Here is a 19107-nt window from a genome sequence, read left to right as displayed (position 1 = left end):
AGGCCTGTTTCAGGAGATCGAAATGAAGAACATGTCTGCAGACCGGCGCATGATCAAGATCGCGATGGCCGCCCCCTATCTCGCCCGTCAGGAAGAACACGATCTCGCCATCCGCTGGAAGGATCATGACGATCGCGGCGCGCGCAACCAGATCGCCATGGCTCATATGCGGCTCGTCATATCCATGGCGGGCAAGTTCCGCAATTTCGGCCTGCCGATGAGCGATCTCGTGCAGGAGGGCTATGTCGGCCTTCTGGAGGCGGCCGCCCGCTTCGAGCCGGAACGCGACGTGCGCTTTTCCACGTATGCAAGCTGGTGGATCAGGGCGTCGATCCAGGATTATATCCTGCGCAACTGGTCGATCGTGCGCGGCGGCACGAGTTCGGCGCAGAAGGCGCTGTTCTTCAATCTGCGCCGTCTGCGCGCCAAGCTCGCCAAGGGCGACACGCAGCTGACACTGCAGTCCATTCACCAGGAAATCGCCGCCGCGCTCGGCGTCAGCCTCGCCGACGTGCAGACGATGGATGCCAGGCTTTCCGGCAACGACGCCTCGCTGCAGGCGCCTTCGGTCTCCGGCGATGCCGAGAGCGCGGAGAAGATGGATTTCCTCGTCAGCGATGATCCCCTGCCGGACGAGCAGGTTTCCAACATGATCGACGGCGAGCGCCGCCGCGTCTGGCTGGCCTCGGCGCTGAAACATCTCAACGAACGCGAGATGAAGATCATCAGCGCCCGGCGTCTGGCCGAAGACGGCGCCACGCTCGAAGAACTCGGTGCCGATCTCGGTATTTCCAAGGAGCGCGTGCGGCAGATCGAAAGCCGGGCAATGGAGAAGCTCCGCAGCGCATTGGTCAGCGCCGATCCGCACATGGCGGCCTATGCTTAGATTTAAGCGCTACAGCGCCCGTAACGCGTCGAGAGACGCACGGCGCGGTAAAATTCATTCCCTCCAGCAGCACTGACTCGCCCGGCGTAAGCCGGGCTTTTTTATTCGGCGATGATCTTGACGCGATCGCCTGGTGAAACGGCTGCACCGGTGGGCAGGGCATTGATGAGTTTGAAGAGATCGAGCTTGCGATCGGTGCCCATCATGCGGGCGGCGAGCGTCGAGATGTTTTCACCCGGCCGGACGGTGACGACGCGGATGCGCAGCGGCTTCAGCGAGGCCGCCTCTGCCGGCGTCATGCGCCGGAAACTCGCGCGCAGGACATTGGCCGTCGGCTCGAGCGCGTCGCTGCCTTTCGGAACGGCGGTCAGGAAGCGGAAGATCTGCGAATTGTTGCGGATGACGGTGACGTCGAAATCCCAGCGGTCGGCGCTGGCGCGCGCGGTGGCCGCTTCCATGCCGTTGATGGTGACCGGCTGTATGGTCGAGGGGTCGAGGCCGGTCACCCAGCCGCTGGAGATATAGTTGGTAAGGCTCTGGTTCTGATTGTCGGCGACGCCGTCGAAGCGGACGGCGATGTCGTTCGGGCCGGTCGCCATCACCGCTTCGACCTTGTTGTCGATGTGGAAGTCGGGCGGCACGTCGAAGCGGATGCCGAGGCCGCCATGCAGGAAGGTCTGGCCGCGCACATAGCCTTCCTCAGGGCTGTCGCCGTAGAGCAGGCCGTCTATGCCGTCGAGATAATAGTCACGGCCCTTGTCGCCGACCGCGCCTTCCTGGCCGAAGGCGCGCGCATGGGTGCGGGCAAGCTCGATGCGCTGGGCCGAGTTCGGATGGCTCGACAGGAAGTCGAGGCTCTGGTCGGCTTCGGGATCGACCGACATGAAGCGACTGTACGCCGCCATGGAATCGAGGAAACGGGCAGCGGCATAGGGGTCGTAGCCGGCTTCGCCGAGCATGCGCACGCCGATGACATCGGCCTGCAATTCCTGCTGGCGGGAGAAGGCGGCGAGCCGCAGCTTGCCGCGGGCCAGCGCCTGCTTGCCGGCGATATCGCTGGAGAGGACCTCGGCGACAACGCGGCTGGCGATGACCTCGGCCTCTTCGCGCTTCTGTCGCTCGATGCCGTGGTTCGCCGTCACGTGGCCCATCTCGTGCGACAGCACAGCGGCAACCTCGGAGGCGTCGTTGGCAAGGGCAAGCAGGCCGCGGGTGACGTAGAGATAACCGCCCGGCAGCGCAAAGGCGTTGATCGCCGGCGAATTCAGGATGGTGATGCGGTAGGACTGGCTCGGATTTTCCGACACCGCCGTCAGCGCGCCGGCGATGCGGGCGACCAGGCGCTCGGTCTTGGCGTCCTTGTATTCGCCGCCGTAGCTTGCGACGATGCGCGGATGTTCACGGGCGCCCATCGCCGCGCGCGGGTCGTTCTTCTGCACCTCGTCGACGATCTGCGGATTGGAAGACGGCGAGACGCTCGGCTGATAGGATTGCTCGATCAGCGTTTGACAGCCATTCAGCGCCATTGCGACGGCCGACAGCAGCATCAGGCGGCGCGCGATGCGCCACGGCGCGGAGATGGCATCACTGGAAAGCGCGGGCGATTTCCACGTCGTCAAGCTGTCCAGTCTGGTTCTCCGCATCATGTCGCTATTTTGCCGATTCGCCGCAGATTGGCACCGACCGTGGCAAGGGGAATTCAACAGGTGCGCACCCCTGATTTCGCGCTGCACAATCGGCCGATACAAGTCCTTGCTGTAGCTGATTTACGCATCGGTTGCATAGCGAGACTCTGCTTAAATGTGGCGGCGTTGCATTTTGGCAAGCCTCGGGGCATGAGGCCTCCCTTCGCTCGGATGAAATTATGGCGAAAGTTCCGTCACGAAGCCGAGATTCGTCGGCGGCGCAGAAAAAGAACGGGTTGATTGAAACAACCGGGCCAACAGCGGCGGCAATGCGAGAAAATTGCAATCCCAGATAGCTGCTATGGGGAAGCAACGCCTTGGGATGAGGTATCCGCGGGTCCGATTCGGTTATTCCGCGGCTTCCGCCGTCGTCGGTTGCGGCATCTTCACCTCACCGGTGCGAGGCAGCTGCACAGGTTTCAGCATGATGGCGGCGGTAAGGCCGATCAGCGCAATGGCGCAGGCGGTCATGAAGAGCGGCGAGAAGGCGGCCGCATAGATATCGGCGACGGCCCGGCGGCTCGCTTCGGGAAGGGAAGCCATCATTTTCGGCGTCAGCTGTTCGATGTCGGCGACACCGGGAATCGAGACGCCGACCTTGCCGAGCCCGGAAGCGATGATGGCGCCATAGATGGAGATGGCGATCGACGCGCCTCCCATGCGCGACAGCGTCACCGAGCCGGTGGCGGCGCCGACGTCGCGGGCAGGCGCTGCATTCTGGACGCCGATGACGGGAACCTGCTGGGCAAGGCCGATGCCGATGCCATGCAGCATCATGATCGCGCCGATGAGAGCGATCGACGTTCCCGCGTGGATCTGCGACATCAGTGCGAAGGCGATGGCGCTGCAGGTCAGGCTTGCAATGGCGAAGGGCTTGTAGCGGCCGGTCTTCGAGATGATGCGGCCGGCCGACAGCGATCCACAGACGAGGCCGCCCGTCAGAAGGATGAAGAGAAGGCCGGCGGCAGAGGGCGAAAGGCCGGTGGTTGTCTGCAGAAAGAGGGCGAGATAGTTGACCATGCCGATAGCGATGGCACCACCCATGATCGAGATCAGCAACAGCAGGCTGAAGGTGGAATTGCGAAAGAGGTCCAGCGGCACGATCGGCTCCGGCGCGCGGCGCTCGACGAACACCCAGGTGACGGCGCAGACGATTCCGAAGGCGACGATGCCGATACTCTGCGGCGAGACCAATGCGCCGAACAATTCGCTGCTGTCGGTGGCAAGCACCATGCTGGTCGTCGTCAGGGCGAGCAGCAGCGCGCCGGCATAATCGATCCTGGGGCGGCGATGCGGCCTGCGATAGGGCAGCATGAAGGCGAGACCGGTGAGGACGATGACGCCGATCGGCACGTTGACGAGGAAGATCGAGCGCCAGCCGAAAAGATCGCTCATCGTGCCGCCGAGCACCGGACCGATCGCGCCCGACGCCATCAGCACGAGGCTGGAATAACTCTGATAACGCGCCCGCTCGCGCGGCTCGAACAGATCGGCGTTGACGGCGAAGATCGACACCATAATGCCGCCGCCGCCGAGACCCTGCAGCACGCGGGCGGCGATCAGCGTGTTCATCGAGACCGCGAGGCCGCAGACCGCCGAGCCGAGGGTGAAGATCATGATCGCCGTCATCATCACATATTTTCGGCCGAAGAGATCGCCGAGTTTACCATAGAGCGGCATGACGGCGCTGAGCGACAGGAGATAGGCCGAGCCGATCCAGCCGAAACGCTCGAGATGGCCGAATTCGCCGACGATCGTCGGCAGCGCTGTGGAAACGATCTGATTATCCAGCGTCGCCATGAACATGGCGGTCATCAGGAAGAAAAAGAGGATAAGCCGGCGACGAGGATCCGTCACGAGCGGCGCAGGCGCGAGTTGCATGTCCATGGGAGCATCATTCCGATCCGATGGATAATTTATGTGCTATTAGCATATAGTTGTCAATGGCACATTAATGACCTCGGCATATTCAATTTCGGCTTCCGCTCTGTTATGGTGTCGTCATGAATGAAGCCCTGACCAGGATCCTGTCCAGCAGCCAGGCCGCCGAGCCGGACGACGAAAACGTGTCTCTTATCGGCCGGAGCATGGCGCGTATGCGGCTGATGACCGGGCGGCGGCTGATCGGCCGGCTGGCGATCCAGAGCGCCGCACCGGGTCTCGAGCTTTCGCATCTCGATGTGCTCGATGCCGTGCGCAGGGCGCAGCCCGCCGGCGAGGTGACGGTCGGCCTGATCGCGGAGATGCTGCGCATCGATCCGTCCCGGGCTAGCCGGGTGGTGGCCGAGATGGTGACCCGCAACGTTCTGCGCCGCGAGGCCTCGCAGGCCGATGCGCGGCGGATCGTCGTGGTCATGACGGCAGCGGGCGAGGCGCTGCTTGCAGAAATCCGCGCACAGAAACTTGCGATCATTTCCGAGATTGTTTCCGATTGGCCCGAAGAGGATGTCGATCGCTTCGCGGCCCTGTTCGATCGTTTCATCGGCGGTTACGAAGCGATCTTTCTGTCCCGCGATAAGGATACGCCGGGCTGAGGTGAACGTGGCGGATCGGCCGGCGCCCCTTCCCCTCCACCCCCGGTTTGCGCTAAGGGCAATGCCCATGAGCCAATCCACCTTTACCATTCTGCTCGGCGGCGAACTTAGCCTGACGGAGCGTTTGCGCCATGCCGTCGCCGGCACCCGCTTCATCGCGGCCGATGGCGGCATGCGGCATGCGGCCGCCCTCGGTGTCACGCCGGAGCTCTGGGTCGGCGATTTCGATTCGACGCCCGATGATCTCGAGGGTGCCTTTCCCCATGTGCCGAAACAGCCCTATCCCGCGGCAAAGGCGGCGACGGATGGCGAAATAGCCGTCTCGGAAGCGATTGCGCGGGGTGGGCGGCGGCTGATCCTGGCGGGTGCGCTCGGCGGCGAACGCTCGGACCACGCGCTTCAGCATCTGCTGTCGGCCGTCAGCCTGGCGGAAGAAGGTTTCAACGTGCTGCTGACCTCGGGCAAGGAGGAAGCGGTGCCGCTGCTTGTCGGTGCGGTCGAGCTGGATCTTCCCAAGAACAGCCTGTTTTCCGTGCTGGGATTCAGCGCGCTGACCGGGCTTTCGATCGAGAATGCGCGTTATCCGCTGGCCGATTTCCATCTGCCTTTCGGCTCGTCGCGCACCATTTCCAATGTCGCGGAAGGCAAGGTTCGCTTTTCGCTCGGCAGCGGCCGGGCGATCGTGCTCGCCAGGCCCTATGATCTTTCCGGAGTCTGATTTTTGGCCCCTCCCATTCTAAAACTCGACGATATCTTCCTGAGCTTCGGCGGTGCACCGCTTCTGGCGGGTGCCAGCCTGCAGATCGAGCCCGGTGACAAGATCTGCCTCGTCGGCCGCAACGGCTCGGGAAAATCGACGCTTCTGAAGATCGCCGCCGGCCTGGTCGAGGCGCAGTCCGGCGAGGTCTTCCGCCATCCGTCCTCGACGGTGCGCTACCTCGAACAGGCGCCGGATTTTGTCGGCTTCCACAGCGTTCAGGCCTATGCCGAGGCCGGCCTCGGGCCAGGCGACGATCCTTATCGCGTCACCTATCTGCTCTCCCATCTCGGGCTGACCGGCGAGGAGGATCCGAGAACCCTTTCCGGCGGCGAATCGCGCCGCGCCGCCCTTGCCCGCGTGCTGGCGCCCGAGCCCGACATTCTGCTGCTCGACGAGCCGACCAACCATCTCGACCTTCCCACCATCGAATGGCTGGAAGGCGAGTTGCAGAAGACGCGCAGCGCCCTGGTGCTGATCTCGCACGATCGGCGTTTCCTCGAAAAGGTCTCGACGGCAACCGTCTGGCTCGACCGCGGCAGCTCGCGCCGGCTCGACAGGGGATTTGCGCATTTCGAGGCCTGGCGCGATCAGGTGCTGGAGGCAGAGGAACTCGAGCAGCACAAGCTCGGCAAGGCGATCGAGCGCGAAGAGCACTGGCTGCGCTACGGCGTCACGGCACGGCGCAAGCGCAACATGCGCCGCCTCGGGGAGTTGCAGACGATGCGCTCGCAATATCGCGGCCACAAGGGGCCGCAGGGCACCGTGCAGGCGACGGCTTCGGACGCGCAGGAATCCGGCAAGCTGGTGATCGAGGCCGACAAGATCACCAAGAGCTTCGGCGACCGGCCGATCGTCACGCCCTTTTCGATTCGGGTGCATCGCGGCGATTGCATCGGTTTGGTCGGTCCGAACGGCGCCGGCAAGACGACGCTGTTGAAGATGCTGACCGGGCAGCTTTCGCCGGATAGCGGCACGATCAAGCTCGGCACCAATCTGGAGATCGCCACGCTCGACCAGAAGCGCGAGGATCTCGATCCCGAGGACACGCTGGCCAATTATCTGACGGATGGGCGCGGCGAAAACCTGCTCGTCAACGGCGAGCAGCGTCATGTCACCGGCTATATGAAGGAATTCCTGTTCCAGCCGGAACAGGCGCGGACGCCGATCAGAAGCCTGTCGGGCGGCGAGCGCGCCCGGCTGATGCTGGCGCGCATTCTGTCGCGCCCGGCGAACCTGTTGATCCTCGACGAACCCACGAACGATCTCGATATCGAAACGCTCGATCTGCTGCAGGAGATCGTCGCCGGTTTTCCCGGCACGGTCATTCTCGTCAGCCATGACCGCGATTTTCTCGACCGCACCGTGACCTCGACGATCGCACCCGCCGTGCCGGACGCGCCGGACGGCCGCTGGATCGAATATGCCGGCGGCTATTCCGACATGCTCGCCCAGCGCAAGGGCGCGCTCGAGGAGCGCAAGCGAGCCGAGAAGGCGGCGGAGAAGCCGAAGACGCAAGGTGCCGCACCTTCTGGAGCAGGCTCGAAGAGCAAGCTCTCCTTCAAGCAGAAATTCGCGTTGGACAATCTGCCGAAGGAGATGGCGAAAGCCGAAGCCGAGATCGCCAAACGTGAACAGGTGATGGCCGACCCCAATCTCTTTACCCGTGATGCCGCTGCTTTCAACAGGCTCGCCGGCGAGATGGAGAAGCTGCGCGCCAGCCTTACCAAGATGGAAGAGGAGTGGCTGGAGCTCGAAATGCTGCGGGAAGAGCTGGAAGGCTGAGCTTTTCCTCGCGGCTCACTTTTCATTGATTCGTCAGCCCGTTGCCAGGCGGCATAAGGTGCCGTCCGGCAACCGGGGATAGCGCCGATCGCAAGGGCGACAAGGAAAAGTCAGATGTCTCGCACGCTTCGTTCCCGTTTTTTCACAGCACTTGCCGCCGGCAGTCTGGTCGCGCTTGGCCTATCGCAGGCCGCACAGGCGCAGGACAGCCAGCGCATTCGCGTCCGCGGCGCGATCGAAAGTCTGAGCGGCGATAGTCTCATCGTCAAGACGCGCGAAGGCAGCGATGCGACGATTACGCTGAAAGCCGGCTGGAAAGTCGGCGGCATCAAAAAAGCGTCGGTCGAGGATATCAAGCCCGGCGATTTCGTCGGCGTCGCCTCGCTGCCGAAAAGCAGCGGCCCGGATGGGGCGATCGAGGTGCTGATCTTTCCGGCGTCGATGAGGGGGACCGGTGAGGGCAACCGTCCCTGGGATGCCCAGCCGAACAGCCAGATGACCAACGCGACAGTCAGCAATGCCGTCAAATCCGTCGACGGCCATACGATCACGCTGACCTATCAGGGCAAGGAAAAAACCATCACCATATCAGACGGCACGCCGATCGTGACCTTGGCGCCGGCGACCAAGGACGATCTGAAGGCCGGCGCCAAGGTCATCGTCACCGGCGAGAAAGCGGCGGATGGCAGCATTTCGGCCAGCCAGGTGGCCGTCGGCCTCAATGGTATCACGCCTCCGATGTGACCGGCTGGTTTAGGAAAGCCTATAGATTTCTTCCATCTGGCGCAGCCAGTCGTTCGCGCGCGACTTGAATAATTTCGTCTTTGGAACGATCACTGATGCCGCTATCCAATCCGTCGGTGATCAAACGCTGCAATTCCGTCAGCTTTTCCAAACGCTCTTGATTGCGGCGTTTCATCATAGACATGTCCCTGCCTCGCCAACGTCATGACATGCAAAATCATCGAGCGTCTGTTGGACGCGCGGGCGCTCTACAGCGCCGGGGCGGGCATGGCGGCAGCGCCCGTACCGGCGCTGGCGCCAGGACGGGCGGCTTGCTGATCTTGCTGCGGTTCCTCGGATTTTGACGGCAGCGCCTGTAAGTGCAGCACGCGCGGCTTCAGCATCTCGAGATAGGCCTCGGAGCGGCCGATATAGATCATGCCGGTTTCGGGCATGGAGGTGAGCAGCCCGGCCATGGTTTCCTGCCATTCCGGCTCCATGCCCTCAAGCACTTCGTCGAAAATGATCCAGCGCGGGCGCACGAGAAGCAGGCGGGCGAAGCCGATTGCCTTCTGTTCGTCGCTGTCGAGCAATTTGTCCCAGCGGGCGCGGGTATCGAGCCTTGAGATCAGCGAATGCAGGCCGGCCTTCTCGAGGGCTGCCTCGACGGCGGCTTTCTCGTGGGCATCGGGGCTTTCGGGGAAGGCCAGCGCTTCACGCAGCGTGCCGCCGGGGATATAGGCGATCTGCGGGACGAACAGCATGTCGTCGATCGGCGGCAGACCCATCGTGCCGCTGCCGCACGGCCAGAGGCCGGCCATCGCCTGGAACAGCAGCTTGCGGTTGACGCTGTGGTCGCCGTTGATCATGATCTTTTCGCCAGCCTTGATCACGACATCGGTTTCGAGCAGGCGGAAGCCGCCGCATTCCTCGATGTCTTCGCCGATCTTGGCGACGATCACCACGTCTTTCAGCGTCAGCGTGTCGGCCGCGGTGTTTTCATACGTGATGCCATCCTTCAGCTCGAAGTCCTCGTCGGTCTCCAGCAGCGCCTCGCGGAAATCGGTGACGCGCATCAGCGTGGCGCGCCATTCGGCGATCGGACCGAAATTGGCGACATACCAGCGCAGGGCCGTATTGACCTGGTTGAAGGCGCCGACCGACATCATCAGCTGGCCAAGCGTGAGGCCGCCGGAGAAATAGGCTGGCGCGGCGACGATGATCGGAATGACGATCACCAGCCAGCCGTAACCGGCCGAAACCCAGGTGAGGTTGGTATTGGCCATGGCGAGCCGCTTCACGACCCTCAGCACCGAGCTGATGTCGGTGTTGATGCGCCGACGTTCATTCTCCTCGCCGCGGGCGACGGTGATCGCCGGCATGTTCTCATTGGCATGCATCAGGGTGAAGCGAAGCTCGGCTTCCTTCGAGAAGCGGTCGGCATTGAGCTTGACCAGCTTGCGGCCGACGACCTGGCTCAGCACCGAGGCGGAGGCGGCGTAGAAAATTGCCGCCCAGACCATGTAGCCCGGAATCGAGAAGCTATGGCCGCTGATGTGGAAGATGAAGCCGCTGGAAAGCTCCCAGAGCACGCCGATGAAGCTGACGAGAAGAATGGTCGCCTGCAGCAGGCCGAGAACGAGGCCCGTCGTGCTTTCGGCGAGGTTGCGGGAATCCTCGTGCAGGCGCTGGTCGGGATTGACGCCGATCAGGCCGCTGGAGGAGAGCCGCAGCGCCCGCTTGCGCTTCAGCCACTGATCGACCAGATCGCGCGACAGGCCTTCGCGCATATAGAGCGCCGTCATCTGGTTCAGCCAGGCCTGCAGCACGTTGAGCAGCAGCAGCGTACCGGCGATCATCGCGAAGATTTCAAGCTGATGGAAGAATTCGCCGAGGTCGCGGCGCTCCAGCGAATCGTAGAAGGGGGCGTTCCACTCGTTGAGGATGACCTGGCCATAGGCCGTCGCCAGGATGACGAGGATCAGCACGGTCGCCAGAAACAGCACCTTGCCACGCACCTCAGAATTCCAGAATGCGGAGAACATCACTCCGAGGCGGTAAGTCAGGCTGAGATCATACCCTACCCTATCCTGCCTTCGGATGCCCGGCCTCCCCTCGGTCTTATCTGCCATTACGCTTTTCCAACATCGCCCATGCTTACCATTATTAACATGGTGGCGTTACCGGTCTATCAACAGATTCTATCAGTCATTAAACTGTGATGATGCTTGCATGGGTCGCTCCCGCATGCATTCGGCAGTTGATTCGCGGCACGACTGGGTCTAATTAAGCATCCGTGGTGATTTGGCCGGCCGGCTTGCAGCCACGTTAAAAAATTCGCTAAAGGGCCGCGTGCGGACCGGTAGCGATTTTTTTCGCCGCCGGTTTTTTGCTTTTTTGATCGAGTGACCGCAATGCCCATCAAGATCCCCGATACGCTGCCCGCCTTTGAAACCCTGGTGCAAGAGGGTGTGCGGGTGATGACCGAGACGCTGGCGATCCGTCAGGATATAAGACCGCTGCAGATCGGGCTGCTCAACTTGATGCCGAACAAGATCAAGACTGAATTGCAGATGGCCCGCCTCGTTGGCGCCTCGCCGCTGCAGGTCGAACTGTCGCTGATCCGCATCGGCGGCCACAAGGCGAAGAACACCTCCGAAGATCACCTGCTTGCCTTTTACCAGACCTGGGAGGAGGTGAAGCATCGTAAATTCGACGGCTTCATCATCACCGGGGCGCCGATCGAGCTCCTGCCCTACGAGGACGTGACCTACTGGCCGGAGATGCAGGAGATTCTCGACTGGACGGAAACGAATGTGCATTCGACGATGAATGTCTGCTGGGGCGCGATGGCGGCGATCTATCACTTCCACGGCGTTCCGAAATACGAGCTGAAAGAGAAAGCCTTCGGCGTCTACCGCCACCGCAACCTCAAGCCTGCCTCGATCTATCTCAACGGCTTTTCCGACAATTTCGAGGTGCCGGTATCGCGCTGGACCGAAGTGCGCCGCGACGATATCGAGAAATCGGACAAGCTGGAGATCCTGATGGAATCCAGCGAGATGGGCGTCTGCCTCGTGCACGAGAAGCGGGGCCGGCGGCTCTACATGTTCAACCATGTCGAATATGATTCCACCTCGCTGTCAGACGAGTATTTCCGCGACGTCAATGCCGGCGTGCCGATCAAGATGCCGCACAACTATTTCCCGCATAACGATCCGGCGCTTGCGCCGCAGAACCGCTGGCGCAGCCATGCGCATCTTTTGTTCGGGAACTGGATCAACGAGATCTACCAGACGACGCCGTTTGATGTGGAGGAGATCGGCACGGATCTGTGAGCGATGTTCCTTTCTGATCGCGGCCGGTTGCGGTTTGGACCAAATGCGGGCAGGTTCCGGTCGGATTGCTAGATATCAAATGGACGGTCGATCATGTCGGATAAGTTGGAGCGGGAAGTTTTCGGGCAGACGAAGGCGGGCGAGACCGTCTATCGCGTCGTCATCAAGGGCGGCGGGCTGACGGCCAAGATCATTACCTGGGGCGCGGTCATCCAGGATCTGCGCCTGGAAGGGCATGACGCGCCGCTGCAGCTCGGCTTCGAGGATTTCGACAGCTACCCGCTCTATTCGGCCTATTTCGGCGCGACACCCGGCCGTTGCGCCAATCGTGTCGGCGGCGGCGCCTTCACGCTCGACGGCAAGGAGCATCAGCTCGAGCTGAACGAAAACGGCGTGACGCATCTGCATGGCGGCAGCGACAATGTCGCCAAGCGCAACTGGACGGTCGTCGAGCATGACGTCGACCGCGTGGTGCTGAAGATCGTCGATCCCGATGGCCGCGCCGGCTATCCCGGCAATTGCACCATTCAGGCAACGTTCCGGGTGCATGGCAACGGCGAATTGTCGGTGACCTACGAATCCACCAGCGACCAGCCGACGCTCGCCAATGTCTGCCAGCATGCCTATTTCAATCTCGACGGCCGCGAGGATGCGCTTGGCCACGACATCATGATCGCCGCCGACCACTATCTGCCGACCGACGAGAAACAGGTGCCGACCGGCGAGATCCGTTCCGTCGCCGGCACGGAATTCGATTTCCGCGAGATGGCGCCGATGAAGCGTTTCGTCGGCAGCGAACAGGTGCTGTACGACCATAATTTCTGCCTGTCCGGCGAGCGCACCGCCAAGCGCAGCGTCGCGCTCGCCCGCAGCCTCTATTCCGGTGTGTCGCTTGAGGTACGCAGTACGGAGCCCGGCGTGCAGTTTTATGCCGGCTTCAAGCTCAACACCGGCGCTCCCGGCCTCGGCGGGCACAAATACGGCCCGTTCGCCGGCTTCTGCCTGGAGACGCAGGTCTGGCCGGACGCCATCAATCACCAGGGTTTCCCGAATGCGGTGCTGCGCCCCGGCGAGGTGCTGCGCCAGGAGACGGATTATATCTTCACCAAGAGCTGAGCGTCTTTTTCAGCGGACGCACGGCTGTCAAATTCTGTTGCTATCAAAACCTCCCCGGCGCCCGGGGAGGTTTTTTCTTGCCTGCGCGGGATTTCAGTCTTGCTGATTGGTTCTAAATAGGTTCTATTGTCTGCCTATGGATAGAACCAGTCTGATAGCGGAGCTGAACAGCCGCGGCCTGCGTGACCAGGCGCTGACCGGGCCGCTCTACAAGCGGCTGGCGCAGACACTGATCGGCCTTATCCAGGAAGGATTGCTGAAGCCCGGCACGGCGCTGCCGGGGGAGCGCGATCTTGCCGAGGCTTTGAAGCTCGGCCGTGTCACCGTGCGCACCGCCTATCGCGATCTGATGGCGTCGGGCGCCCTGGAATCGCGCCACGGCAGCGGTACATTCGTATCGAGCAGGGTGGAGCGCATGGAGCAGTCGCTCTGGCGGCTCTCCTCCTTCTCCGCCGACATGCGCTCGCGCGGACGCCTGCCGGCCGCACGGATCTTGTCGCGGGCGGTCAATACGCCGTCGCCGGAGGAATCCTTCCTGCTCGGCCTCAGCGGCGACGAGCCGGTGCTGCGGCTCGACCGGCTGCGTCTCGCCGACGGCCTGCCGCTGGCGATCGAACGCGCCGTGGTGCCGATCAAGTTCCTGGGCGAGGATGCCGGCGGCGAGGGATCGCTTTATGATGCGCTGACGGCCAGCGGCCACCGGCCGGTGCGGGCGCTGCAGCGGCTGACCGCGGTCACGCTCGACCCGTCCTCCGCAGCGATGCTGAATGTCGAGGTCGGCGCTCCGGCGCTGCTGATCGAACGTGTCTCGCGCCTGGAAGACCAGCGCGTCGTTGAATACACCCGCTCGCATTATCGCGGCGATGCCTATGATTTCGTTGCCGAATTGAGAATCGGAGATGACCTATGAGTGAGAATCAGTCGCTGATGCTGCAGGAAGCCGGCCAATCGCCGGAAGTGGTGGCCACCCTGCTCGAAAAGGAAAAGCCGGTCTTTGCCGAGATCGCCCGGCTGTTTTCATCAGCCCGCCCGAGCGTGGTGACGACGGCGGCTCGTGGCTCTTCCGACCACGCCGCCACCTTCTTCAAATATCTGTTCGAGATCACCTGCGGCGTTCCGGTCGCCTCGGTCGGTCCGTCGATCGCTTCCGTTTACGGTGCTGCCCTGCATCTGAAGGGCGGCGTGCATTTCACCGTCTCGCAGTCGGGCGCCAGCCCCGATATCGTCGCGCTGCAGGATGCGGCCAAGAAGGGCGGGGCGACGACGATCGCCGTCGTCAACGTCACCGACAGTCCGCTGGCGAAACAGGCCGATATCGTTCTCGGCCTCAATGCCGGCGCCGAAAAGAGCGTCGCGGCGACGAAATCCTTCATCGCCTCGGTCGCCGCGCTTTCCGGAGTGACGGCTGCGATCGGCGGCGCGTCCGAGTTGCGGGCCGCCTTGGCCAAGTTGCCGGAGGCGCTTTCGGCCACCGCCGGGATCGACACAGCGGCAGCCGGGGAGGTGCTTTTCAACGCGACCTCGCTCTATACGGCCGGCCGCGGCCCGGCCTTCGCGATCGCGCTCGAAGCGGCGCTGAAGGCCAAGGAAACCTCCGGCCTGCATGCCGAGGCCTTCTCGCTGGCGGAATTGATGCACGGTCCGATGCGCCTGGTGCAGCCGGGTTTTCCGATCGTCGCCTTTGCGCCCGACGATGCCGCCTTCGCCAATAACGGCCAGGCGCTGGAGCGCCTGCAGAAGCTCGGCGCCACCACCGTCGGTTTTTCCACGCAGCCGCTCTCCGGCCTTAATCTTCGGGTGCCGACGACGGGCAACGGCCTGATCGATCCCCTGGTGTCGCTGCTCGTCTATTACCGGCTGATCGAGTCGGTGACGCGGCGAAAGGGCTTCGATCCCGACAGGCCGGCAAACCTGCTCAAGGTGACGGAGACGGTCTGATGGCCCGCAAGATCTTCGTCGGCGCCCGCATCTTCGATGGCGAGCGCTTCCATGACGACAGGGCGCTGATCGTTGCCGACGGCCGGGTCGAAGCGATCGCCGCTGGAAACGATCTGCCGGATGGCGAGACGGTGACACTTGCCGGCGGCGTGCTATCGGCCGGCTTCATCGATGCGCAGGTCAATGGCGGCGGCGGACGCATGCTGAACGACGAACCCTCCGTCGCCTCGATGGAGATCATCGCACAGGGGCACCGGCCCTATGGCACGACCGCGCTGTTGCCGACGCTGATCACCGATACGTCAGAGGCTTCCATTGCCGCGGTCGAGGCAGCCAAGGAGGCGGTGAACGCGAACCGCGGCGTCGCGGGCCTGCATCTGGAAGGCCCGCATCTGGCGCCCGCGCGCAAGGGCGCGCATCTGGCCGAACTGATGCGGCCGGTCGAGGACCGCGATGTCAAGGCCTTCATCCGGGCGCGCGAGGCGATCGGCACGCTGCTCGTCACCATGGCCGCCGAGCAGGTGACGGTTGCCCAGGTGCGCGAGCTTGCGGAGGCCGGCGTCACCGTCAGCATCGGCCATTCCGATTGTTCGAGCGAGGCTGCGGAGCAACGTTTCGATGCCGGGGCGCGTGGGGTCACGCATCTCTTCAACGCCATGAGCCAGATGGGACACCGCGCGCCCGGCCTCGTCGGCGCGGCGATCGATCATCCCTCGACCTGGTGCGGCATCATTGCCGACGGACATCACGTCGACCCGAAGGCCTTGCGCACGGCGCTGCGCGCCAAACGCGGCGAAGGCAAGCTGTTCTTCGTCACCGATGCGATGTCGCTCGTCGGATCGGAGAAGGATTCCTTCACCTTGAACGGGCGCACCGTCCGCCGCGAAAAGGGCGGCTTCTGTTCGAAGCTGGTGCTTTCCGACGGGACGCTGGCCGGTTCCGACGTCGATATGATCTCGACGATCCGTTACGGCGTCACCTATCTCGACCTGACGCTCGCTGAAGCCCTGCGCATGGCGACCCTTTATCCGGCCCGCTTCCTCAGGCTTGCCGATCGCGGCCACCTTTCGCCGGGCGCGCGCGCCGATCTCGTGCATCTCACCGATGCGCTGACTGTTACCGCCACCTGGCTTTGCGGCGAAGCGGCGTGATCTCAAGGAGAAGTGGGATGACCGACATCACCAATGCCTATTTCTCCAACCTGATCGGCCGGCTGGAAGAGTTGAAGCAGACGCTTGCCGAGCCGATGGCGCAGGCAGCTGGTGTCATTCTCGATGCTGCCCGCGGCGACAAGCGGGTCTATGTCTTCGGTACCGGCCATTCGCATATGCTGGCGGAAGAGGTGCACTACCGTGCCGGCGGGCTCGCCTTCACCGTGCCGGTGCTCGTCGGCTCAGCCATGCTGCATGAGGGCGCGGTCATCAGTTCGGTTTATGAGCGCACCCAAGGCCTGGTGCGGCCGATGCTGGAGCGTTACGGCATGCAGCCGGGCGACGTCATCATCATCGCCTCCAATTCGGGCGTGAACGCCGCGCCGATCGAGGCCGCCGATTATGCGCATGAGATCGGCGCCAAGGTGATCGCCATCACCTCGATCGCCTATTCCACGGCGATCGCCAACGGCCGCCGCCGGCTCGCAGAAGTCGCCGATATCGTGCTCGACAACGGGCTGCCGCCGGGTGATGCCGTTCTCGACCTCGAAGGCACGGGGCTTCGGGTCGGGCCGGTCTCGACGGCGGTCGGAGTGACGGTCATCAATGCGATCTTCGCCGAAGTCGCTTCGGAGCTTTCGAAATCCGGCGATGCGCCGGTTTATCTCAGCGCCAACATGCCGGGGGCCGCCGAGATCAACCAGAAACTCGTCAAGAAATACCGGCCGCGCAACCCGCATCTCTGAGTCGGATAAAAGGCCTGCTGCTCGCAAGCATGGTCCATGACGCGATCAAGCGGCGAGAATGGTGCTGACCATGCGGGCGGTCCGCGGTGCCAGCGTCAAACCGATATGCCCGTGTCCAAAGGCAAACACGACGTCCCTGCCTCCCTTTGAAGGCCGGATAACGGGAACGGAATCGGGCATGGAAGGGCGGAAACCCATCCAGCTCCGGCTCGGTTCACCAAGCGTTGGGAAAATCCTGCGCGCATTTGCAAGCAACACTTCCAGGCGCCTCGGGTTCGAAGGAGCAGCAATGCCGCCGAGTTCCACAGTGCCGGCCACGCGCAAGCGGCCACGCATCGGGCAAAGGTAAAATCCATGATGCGTCGGGCATACCGGCCGTTCCACCGGCAATGTTTCCATATCGAACTCGAGATGATAACCCCGCTCCGTATCCAGTAGAACCCGCTCTCCGAGCTGCAGAGCCAGCTTCCGGGAATGTGCCCCGGCGGCGATCACGACTGCTCTGGCATGAATGCTGTGGGCTGAAGCCAGCATCCTCACTCCATTCCGCTCACGCGAAATAGTCGTCACGGAGTCTCGGACGAACTCGACCCCCGCTTGTCTGGCGGCGGCTTCCATCACGCTCATGACTTGGCCTGGATCGGTGACGTTTATCGCCTTCGGAAAGAAAAGCCCTCCGCCATGGACCTGCGGCAGCTTGGGTTCGAGGCTTTGCACGTCGTCGGGAGTGAGAAGCTGCTGCGCTATCCCGTAGTTTCGGCGAAGTTCGACATCCGAAGCGGCCGTCTGGAAGGCCTCGGGCGTCTGGTAGAGATAGAGGCATCCCTTCGTGCTCAAGAGATCGGATGCGCCGATTTCTGCTGCGAGTTCGAGCCATTCCGATGAAGCGTCGGAGAGAAGGTCGACGATGCGGCTCGTATTGTGTCTGTATCTGTGAGGGAGGGATTCGTAGGCAAAACGTACCAGCCATGGAAATAACGTCGGCAATGCGGCCTTGCGGATGGATAAAGGGCTGTCGGAATTGAGCAGAAGCGCAGCAAGATTTTTAAGGACAGCGGGTGTGCCGACGGGAATGATCGCATAGTCGGCAATCGTTCCGGCATTGCCGTAAGATGCGCCCGAACCGGGTTTGTTCGGTTCGATCAGCACGACATCGCGACCGTCGGCACGCAGCCGCAGAGCGGTTGCCATGCCGATCACACCGCCGCCGACGACGGCGATATCTGTTGTGAGCTTGTTCATCGGATATGTATTTACCTTAGAGAAGCGAGGCCTGATGCCGGCCGGACTCTGTTGCGGCGCAATGCGCCGCCGGAGCGATTGAGGTCACTCGAGCTAGCCTGGGGAAGCGTAGCGCGCGACATAGGCAGCCGTGCGTGCTTCCGTTGGACGGTCAAGCACATCTCCGGCGGTTCCTTGCTCGATGATAAGACCGCCATCGATGAACACGACCCAGTCCGACACTTCTTTCGCAAAAGGCAACTCGTGGGTGACCAGGATCATCGTCATGCCGTCGGCGGCGAGCTCCCGCATGACGCGGAGAACTTCGCCGGTCGATTCAGGATCGAGCGCCGAAGTCGGCTCGTCGAACAGCAAAACCGTTGGTTCCAGCGCCAGGGCGCGTGCAATCGCCACACGCTGCTGCTCGCCGCCCGACATCTGCTCCGGATAAGCCATCGCCCGCTTGGCAAGGCCCACTCTGGTCAGAAGTTTCACGGCCCGTTCCACGGCCTGTCTCTCGGCAATCCCGGCTGCTTGCATCTGAGCGAGAATGACATTCTCCACGGCCGTCAGATGCGGGAAGAGGTTGAAACGCTGGAACACCATGCCGACGCGTTGCCGAAGCTTTGCAAGGTTGCGGCAGGTCACCTTGCCGTTAGCGAAGATCGTCTCATCGCCGACAGTGATCGTTCCCTGATCGGGTCGCTCGAGCAGATTGACGCAGCGCATGAGGGTGGTCTTTCCTCCACCGCTCTGGCCAATGATGCTGACGATTTTGCCTGTGGGAACCTCGAGATCGACGCGGTCAAGCACCAGACGCCCATCGAAAGACTTGCGCAATCCGCTAATTTTGACAGCGGGGCGACCGACCGGCTGCTTTGCCACGAAGGTATTTTGGGTTGGAGTGGTGGTCATGGGTCAGACCTTCCCCTCGGCGAGATAGGCCCTGGTCAATTTCAGCCGACGCCGTCTGGCCAATGACAATGGCACACCCGCATGGATCTTGCGCTCGAGCAGAAGCAGACATTGTGACACCGGGTAGCAGATACCGAAATAAACGGCCGAGATCACGAGATACACTTCCAGCGCTCGGAAAGTTTCCCATATGCGCTAACTTAGCTGTCTATGTGCGATGGATCGTCGCCTTCGCGGCGGCTCGCGCAGTCGATAGAGCAACCGGATTCTGGCGATCGCCCTGATGGGAGCGTGCAAGACGGCGATGGTGAT

17 protein-coding genes, 1 pseudogene and 1 riboswitch are annotated in these 19107 nt (G+C 62.6%); of the genes and pseudogenes, 11 read left to right on the top strand and 7 right to left on the bottom strand.

Annotation, left to right across the window (positions count from 1 at the left end):
• Nucleotides 1–22 precede the first annotated feature (22 nt).
• Nucleotides 23–886, top strand: coding sequence for an RNA polymerase factor sigma-32 (locus ATY75_RS23365; RefSeq protein WP_012559312.1), 864 nt, complete (start codon nt 23–25; stop codon nt 884–886).
• Between the two features lie 101 nt (nt 887–987).
• Here the strand turns inward: ATY75_RS23365 and ATY75_RS23360 are convergent, their stop codons facing one another.
• Nucleotides 988–2532, bottom strand: a complete 1545-nt coding sequence (locus tag ATY75_RS23360; RefSeq protein WP_088939413.1) for a M48 family metalloprotease — start codon at nt 2530–2532, stop codon at nt 988–990.
• Between the two features lie 387 nt (nt 2533–2919).
• A complete protein-coding gene (locus ATY75_RS23355) occupies nt 2920–4458 on the bottom strand; it encodes an MDR family MFS transporter (RefSeq protein WP_088939412.1) in 1539 nt (512 codons plus the stop codon).
• 116 nt (nt 4459–4574) lie between these two features.
• Here ATY75_RS23355 and ATY75_RS23350 point away from each other — a divergent pair, with 116 nt between their 5' ends.
• The 4 genes from ATY75_RS23350 (at nt 4575) to ATY75_RS23335 (ending at nt 8391) form a co-directional block, all read left to right on the top strand.
• Nucleotides 4575–5105: a MarR family winged helix-turn-helix transcriptional regulator gene (locus ATY75_RS23350; protein WP_088939411.1), complete on the top strand. Its 531-nt coding sequence runs from the start codon at nt 4575–4577 to the stop codon at nt 5103–5105.
• A gap of 61 nt (nt 5106–5166) precedes the next feature.
• The gene (locus ATY75_RS23345; protein WP_190241413.1) at nt 5167–5823 is read left to right on the top strand and encodes a thiamine diphosphokinase; all 657 of its coding nucleotides are present in this window, start codon (nt 5167–5169) and stop codon (nt 5821–5823) included.
• A gap of 3 nt (nt 5824–5826) precedes the next feature.
• Nucleotides 5827–7647 carry an ABC-F family ATP-binding cassette domain-containing protein gene (locus ATY75_RS23340; RefSeq protein WP_088939409.1) on the top strand — a complete coding sequence of 607 codons (1821 nt, stop codon included), beginning with the start codon at nt 5827–5829 and terminating at the stop codon, nt 7645–7647.
• 114 nt (nt 7648–7761) lie between these two features.
• Entirely contained in the window at nt 7762–8391 is a 630-nt protein-coding gene (locus tag ATY75_RS23335; protein ID WP_088939408.1) for a DUF5666 domain-containing protein, read from the top strand.
• 19 nt (nt 8392–8410) lie between these two features.
• On the opposite strand, the gene ATY75_RS23330 is transcribed toward ATY75_RS23335, so the two are convergent.
• Both ATY75_RS23330 and ATY75_RS23325 read right to left on the bottom strand, forming a co-directional pair.
• On the bottom strand, nt 8411–8575 hold the full coding sequence (locus ATY75_RS23330) for a hypothetical protein (protein WP_190241412.1): 165 nt from the start codon (nt 8573–8575) through the stop codon (nt 8411–8413).
• 64 nt (nt 8576–8639) lie between these two features.
• Nucleotides 8640–10502, bottom strand: coding sequence for an ABC transporter ATP-binding protein/permease (locus ATY75_RS23325; protein ID WP_088939407.1), 1863 nt, complete (start codon nt 10500–10502; stop codon nt 8640–8642).
• Between the two features lie 154 nt (nt 10503–10656).
• Nucleotides 10657–10734: riboswitch (SAM riboswitch) on the top strand.
• Between the two features lie 50 nt (nt 10735–10784).
• Here ATY75_RS23325 and metA point away from each other — a divergent pair.
• The 6 genes from metA to ATY75_RS23295 all read left to right on the top strand — a co-directional run bounded on the left by metA (nt 10785) and on the right by ATY75_RS23295 (nt 16659).
• The gene (gene metA, locus ATY75_RS23320; protein WP_088939406.1) at nt 10785–11708 is read left to right on the top strand and encodes a homoserine O-succinyltransferase; all 924 of its coding nucleotides are present in this window, start codon (nt 10785–10787) and stop codon (nt 11706–11708) included.
• A 93-nt stretch (nt 11709–11801) separates the two neighbouring features.
• Nucleotides 11802–12824, top strand: a complete 1023-nt coding sequence (locus ATY75_RS23315; protein WP_088939405.1) for an aldose epimerase family protein — start codon at nt 11802–11804, stop codon at nt 12822–12824.
• A gap of 136 nt (nt 12825–12960) precedes the next feature.
• Nucleotides 12961–13734: a GntR family transcriptional regulator gene (locus ATY75_RS23310; protein WP_088939404.1), complete on the top strand. Its 774-nt coding sequence runs from the start codon at nt 12961–12963 to the stop codon at nt 13732–13734.
• Complete coding sequence (locus tag ATY75_RS23305) at nt 13731–14762, top strand: SIS domain-containing protein (protein ID WP_088939403.1); 1032 nt, start codon at nt 13731–13733, stop codon at nt 14760–14762. The genes ATY75_RS23310 and ATY75_RS23305 overlap by 4 nt, the downstream gene beginning before the upstream one ends.
• Nucleotides 14762–15913 carry an N-acetylglucosamine-6-phosphate deacetylase gene (nagA, locus tag ATY75_RS23300; RefSeq protein ID WP_088939402.1) on the top strand — a complete coding sequence of 384 codons (1152 nt, stop codon included), beginning with the start codon at nt 14762–14764 and terminating at the stop codon, nt 15911–15913. Before ATY75_RS23305 ends, nagA begins: the two co-directional genes overlap by 1 nt.
• A gap of 17 nt (nt 15914–15930) precedes the next feature.
• Nucleotides 15931–16659, top strand: coding sequence for an SIS domain-containing protein (locus ATY75_RS23295; protein ID WP_088939401.1), 729 nt, complete (start codon nt 15931–15933; stop codon nt 16657–16659).
• A gap of 45 nt (nt 16660–16704) precedes the next feature.
• Here the strand turns inward: ATY75_RS23295 and ATY75_RS23290 are convergent, their stop codons facing one another.
• From ATY75_RS23290 to ATY75_RS35575, 3 genes and pseudogenes are all read right to left on the bottom strand, one after another.
• Complete coding sequence (locus ATY75_RS23290) at nt 16705–17901, bottom strand: FAD-dependent oxidoreductase (protein ID WP_088939400.1); 1197 nt, start codon at nt 17899–17901, stop codon at nt 16705–16707.
• Nucleotides 17902–17994: 93 nt separating this feature from the next.
• Nucleotides 17995–18795 (bottom strand): amino acid ABC transporter ATP-binding protein, encoded by an 801-nt coding sequence (locus tag ATY75_RS23285; protein WP_088939399.1) that lies wholly within the window; start codon nt 18793–18795, stop codon nt 17995–17997.
• 3 nt (nt 18796–18798) lie between these two features.
• Nucleotides 18799–18981: pseudogene (locus ATY75_RS35575) on the bottom strand (amino acid ABC transporter permease); the annotation flags it as partial.
• Nucleotides 18982–19107 lie beyond the last annotated feature (126 nt).

The sequence above is a fragment of the Rhizobium sp. N122 genome (assembly GCF_002211295.1).
GTDB lineage: Bacteria > Pseudomonadota > Alphaproteobacteria > Rhizobiales > Rhizobiaceae > Rhizobium.
This window is presented reverse-complemented; position numbering and strand designations above follow the sequence as displayed.